Genomic DNA, 4,433 nt, shown 5'->3' with positions numbered 1-4,433 from the left:
CCTGACGGCTATGCGCTGCCGGCCTTTGCGGCGGTCGAAATCGCCAAGGCAGCATCAGGCTTGTCCGAAAGCTCGGGCAAGCCGCTGACGGAGGCCCTGACCGGACAGGATTTCACCACGGCGATCGGGCCGATCCGCTTTGATGCAAAAGGCGACCTCAGCCAGAGTCCCTACCGCGTCTTCCGTTTCGACGGCACGCGCTTCGCGCCCTTGGAAAGCAACTGATGTTTCGCACCGGCCCACGCAACCTGATCACCGACGTTGCCGGCCTGCGCGTCGGCAATGCGTCCGACGCCAGCCTGAAGTCCGGCGTCACGACCGTGCTTTGCGACACGCCGACAGTGGCCGGCGTTCAGATCCTGGGCGGCGCGCCGGGCACCCGCGAGACAGACCTGCTCGAACCGCACAATTCCGTCGATGTGGTGCACGCCGTCGTGCTTTCAGGCGGTTCGGCTTTCGGCCTCGACGCGGCGTCCGGCGTGCAGGCGGCATTGCGCGAACGCGGCATCGGCCTGGAGGTCGGTGGCTTTCGCGTGCCGATCGTGCCGTCGGCGATCCTGTTCGACCTGCGCAATGGCGGCGACAAGGATTGGGGCCGTTATCCGCCCTACCGCGAGCTTGGCTATGAAGCCGCGCAAACCGCCACCGCCGATTTCCAGCTTGGCACGATTGGGGCCGGCACCGGCGCGCTGACCTCGGGGCTAAAAGGCGGCCTCGGCTCCGCCTCGACGCTGCTGGATAGCGGCGTCACCGTCGGTGCGCTGGCCGCCGTCAATCCGACCGGCTCGGTGAGCATCAGCCGAACCCGCCATTTCTGGGCGGCACCGTTCGAAATCGGCGACGAATTCGGCGGGCTTGGTTATCCCTCGCCGATGCCGGACGAGGCGAAGCAGATCCTTTTGAAACACCGCGACAAGCATTTTGGCCAGCAGACGGAGACCGGCGGCAACACCACCATCGCCGTCATTGCCACCGATGCGGTGCTCACAAAGGCTGCCGCCAAGCGCCTGGCGATATCGGCGCATGACGGGTTCGTGCGCGCGATATGGCCGACGCACACACCGGCCGATGGCGACCTTGTGTTCGCACTGGCGACCGGCACGAGCGGTATCGAACTCTCCGCCGATGCGGCAATCGATCTCTACGCCGCCGCCGGCGCCACCATGGCGCGCGCCATCAGCCGCGGCGTCTATGCGGCAACCCCTGCCGAAAACGATCTGTTTCCGGTCTGGTCGTCACGCCTGAGGTGAAGCGATAATCAGACCCGATCGGACTTTTCTTCCTCGAACGTCACCGCAACATCGGAATTCGCCGACAGCCAGACCTTCTTGCCGTCGACTTCGGCAATCAGGCTCAGGGGAATATAGTGATGATGGCCCTTGTGAGCGCCCTCGCCGCTATCGGCCTTGGTCAGCTTGATGCGCTGGCCATCGACCTTGTCGACAGTGCCGACATGCACGCCGTCGGCGCCGACGACTTCCATATGCTCGCGAATTTTGCTGGTGTCGGTCATGGTGGTCTCCATTGGGACTGCCGACGATAACAAATGACGGGCCGATTGGATGCATCGGCTTTCGCACCGCACGACGTTTTGATTTCGGCGTGCTAGGGGATTGAGACGATCACGGGGGTGAAGACCGATGCGAATGCTCTTTCTGTTTGCCGTTGGCCTGCTTGCACAGTTTGCCACCTCGATCGCGGCTCATGCCGGCGATGTCGCCGAACTTGAAATCCTCGGCTTCACCAAGGACGGCAGCGTCTTTGCTTTCGAGGAATATGGCGTGCAGGATGGATCGGGTTTTCCCTATGCCAACCGCTACTACATCGACACCAGCACCGACAGCTTTCTCAAGGGCACGCCGATCCGGGTCCGGCTTGAGGACGAGAATGCCAAACTGGATGCGGCGCGCCTTCAGGCCCGGCAAAAAGGCGAAGCCATTGTCAGTCAGGCCGAGTTGGACGCCAATCGCGGCATCACCGCCGGCTTCAACCCGGTGACCGAACTTTCGGCCGATCCGCACCGGATGGCAGTCAACCCGCGCCCGATCTTTTCGCCGGTCGACCCACCGCTCGAGTTTCGGCTCGACGATCTCGGCATGAACAACACCGAGGGCTGCGAGAGCCAGGGCGAGATCAACGGCTTCCGGCTGCTGCGTATCGAGGCGCAGGATGGCGGCACGACCAAGCTGCTGCACGAGGACAAGTCGATACCGAAAAGCCGGGGTTGCCCGAACGGCTACCGCATCGGCGCTGTGCAGACCTTTTCGATGGACAGTCTCAGCGCCTATGCCGTGCTGATCGCGGTGCGCCAATACGGCTTTGAAGGCCCGGACTTTCGCTGGATCGCGGTGACCGGCCGCCTGTGACACCGCTTGTCCCACCCGCCCCGCGCGATCGTTCGCTGAACCGCCTTCGCCGCGCGATACCGACGCCGCGCACAGCGTTTTATGGCGCCTTGCTATGGGCCACGACGATGGGCGCCAGCGCGCTCGTCGCCCTGTTGTTGGACGACTGGGAGACGCCGGCGAAAATCCGCATTGTCACCGCGCTGTTTGCGGTGGGAGCTGCGCTGGCTTTTCCCATCGGCCTGTTCGCGGCGCGGCTGGTCTCGCAGGGAAGACGCTGGGAAGTCGCCTTTGCCGCGGCCTTCGTGTGCCTAGCCGCGGCGACGATCGGCCTGACCGCCGGGCTCTTTGCCCTGCAGTACCGCTCCTACTACGCCGAGTGGCACGCCCCTGCTTTCACCCGCACCTGGGTCCTCCAGTTCGTCTTCACGACGCTGATTGCGCTCTACCAGTTCGTGGTGCTGGGCATCCGGCTCTATTTTCCAGTTGGTTTCATCGCTCTGTTTGCCGCGGGCGTCTGGTTTGCGCGCCAGCAGCGTTGAGCATTTTGCTCGCCTCTGTTAGGACGCGGGCAAACTTCTCGATATGTCAGGACTGACCGATGATCCCTCGCTATTCCCGGCCGGAAATGGTCGCCATCTGGTCGCCAGAAACCCGGTTCCGCATCTGGTTCGAGATCGAAGCCTATGCCTGCGACGCGCTGTCCGAACTCGGCGTCATTCCCAGGGAAGCGGCAAAAACCATCTGGGAAAAGGGCGGGGCGGCAAAATTCGATGTCGAGGCGATCGACGAGATCGAGCGCGTCACCAAGCATGACGTCATCGCCTTCCTGACCCATCTTGCCGAATTCGTCGGACCGGACGCCCGTTTCATCCACCAGGGCATGACCTCGTCCGACGTTCTCGACACCTGCTTTGCCGTACAGCTTACCCGGGCCAGCGACATCCTGCTCGCCGATATCGATGGCTTGCTTGCAGCGCTTAAGCGCCGCGCCTTCGAGCACAAGGACACCGTCACCATCGGCCGCAGCCATGGCATCCATGCCGAGCCGACGACCTTTGGCGTCAAGCTGGCGCAGGCCTATGCCGAATTCTCGCGCTGCCGCGAGCGGTTGGTGCACGCGCGCGAAGACATCGCCACCTGCGCGATTTCGGGCGCGGTCGGCACCTTCGCCAACATCGACCCCTATGTCGAGGAGCATGTGGCGGCAAAGCTCGGCCTGAAACCCGAGCCGGTGTCGACGCAAGTGATCCCGCGCGACCGCCACGCCATGTTCTTTGCCACGCTCGGCGTCATCGCCTCGTCGGTCGAACGGCTGTCGATCGAAATCCGGCATTTGCAGCGCACCGAAGTGCTGGAAGCGGAAGAGTATTTTTCGCCGGGCCAGAAGGGCTCGTCGGCCATGCCGCACGAGCGCAACCCCGTGCTGACCGAAAACCTCACCGGTCTTGCCCGCATGGTGCGTTCCATGGCGCTGCCGGCGATGGAAAATGTGGCGCTCTGGCACGAGCGCGACATCTCGCACTCCTCGGTCGAGCGCATGATCGGCCCGGATGCCACCGTGACGCTCGATTTCGCACTGTCACGGCTGACCGGCGTCGTCGACAAGCTGCTCGTCTATCCCGACAACATGCTGAAGAACATGAACAAGTTCCGCGGCCTCGTGCATTCGCAGCGCGTCATGCTGGCGCTGACCCAAGCCGGCCTGTCGCGCGAAGACTCCTACCGGCTGGTGCAGCGCAACGCCATGAGAGTGTGGGAGCAAGGCGCTGATTTCCTTGAGGAACTTTTGGCCGACAAGGAAGTGACCGCAGCGCTGCCGGAAGCCGAAATCCGCGAGAAATTCGACCTGGGCTATCACACCAAGCATGTCGACACGATCTTCAAGCGGGTGTTTGGGGAAGCCTGAGTGTCCAGCCGATAGATGGGTAACAGTTTGAACCGGATAGATAGGTAACAGTTTTCCCCCTTATGATGGGTTCGCGGCAGCGCCAAGCGGTTGGGTTGGCGCGGCGCTGCGGCGAACCAGTTTCCTGTGCTTGTGGTCGATGAAGCCGAGCGGATGGGCATGGAAGCGCACCGCCCATT

At 63.1% G+C, this 4,433-nt stretch carries 5 protein-coding genes and 1 pseudogene; 5 read left to right on the top strand and 1 reads right to left on the bottom strand.

Annotated elements, in window-relative coordinates:
- Positions 1-225: pseudogene (locus EN750_RS20475) on the top strand (ABC transporter substrate-binding protein); the annotation flags it as partial.
- Positions 225-1,250 (top strand): P1 family peptidase, encoded by a 1,026-nt coding sequence (locus tag EN750_RS20470; protein ID WP_127397480.1) that lies wholly within the window; start codon positions 225-227, stop codon positions 1,248-1,250. The pseudogene EN750_RS20475 and the gene EN750_RS20470, both read left to right, overlap by 1 nt.
- Before the next feature lie 8 nt (positions 1,251-1,258).
- On the opposite strand, the gene EN750_RS20465 is transcribed toward EN750_RS20470, so the two are convergent.
- Positions 1,259-1,513 carry a DUF2171 domain-containing protein gene (locus tag EN750_RS20465; protein ID WP_127269889.1) on the bottom strand — a complete coding sequence of 85 codons (255 nt, stop codon included), beginning with the start codon at positions 1,511-1,513 and terminating at the stop codon, positions 1,259-1,261.
- A 127-nt stretch (positions 1,514-1,640) separates the two neighbouring features.
- Between EN750_RS20465 and EN750_RS20460 the strand changes: the two genes are divergently transcribed.
- The 3 genes from EN750_RS20460 (at position 1,641) to purB (ending at position 4,254) form a co-directional block, all read left to right on the top strand.
- Complete coding sequence (locus EN750_RS20460) at positions 1,641-2,366, top strand: DUF2259 domain-containing protein (RefSeq protein ID WP_127269891.1); 726 nt, start codon at positions 1,641-1,643, stop codon at positions 2,364-2,366.
- Between the two features lie 107 nt (positions 2,367-2,473).
- Entirely contained in the window at positions 2,474-2,887 is a 414-nt protein-coding gene (locus EN750_RS20455; RefSeq protein ID WP_127269893.1) for a hypothetical protein, read from the top strand.
- A 59-nt stretch (positions 2,888-2,946) separates the two neighbouring features.
- A complete protein-coding gene (gene purB, locus EN750_RS20450; protein ID WP_127397479.1) occupies positions 2,947-4,254 on the top strand; it encodes an adenylosuccinate lyase in 1,308 nt (435 codons plus the stop codon).
- The last annotated feature ends 179 nt before the right edge of the window (positions 4,255-4,433 follow it).

It is taken from the genome of Mesorhizobium sp. M7A.F.Ca.ET.027.03.2.1 (genome assembly GCF_003999175.1).
Taxonomy (GTDB): domain Bacteria; phylum Pseudomonadota; class Alphaproteobacteria; order Rhizobiales; family Rhizobiaceae; genus Mesorhizobium.
The sequence above is the reverse complement of the archived record's forward strand: the minus strand, read 5'-3'. Positions and strand labels throughout refer to the sequence as shown.

Coding starts and splice junctions, on each gene's coding strand:
- EN750_RS20470 (WP_127397480.1), top strand. CDS start 225: ATGTTTCGCACCGGCCCACGCAACCTGATCACCGACGTTGCCGGCCTG.
- EN750_RS20465 (WP_127269889.1), bottom strand. CDS start 1,513: ATGACCGACACCAGCAAAATTCGCGAGCATATGGAAGTCGTCGGCGCC.
- EN750_RS20460 (WP_127269891.1), top strand. CDS start 1,641: ATGCGAATGCTCTTTCTGTTTGCCGTTGGCCTGCTTGCACAGTTTGCC.
- EN750_RS20455 (WP_127269893.1), top strand. CDS start 2,474: ATGGGCGCCAGCGCGCTCGTCGCCCTGTTGTTGGACGACTGGGAGACG.
- purB (WP_127397479.1), top strand. CDS start 2,947: ATGATCCCTCGCTATTCCCGGCCGGAAATGGTCGCCATCTGGTCGCCA.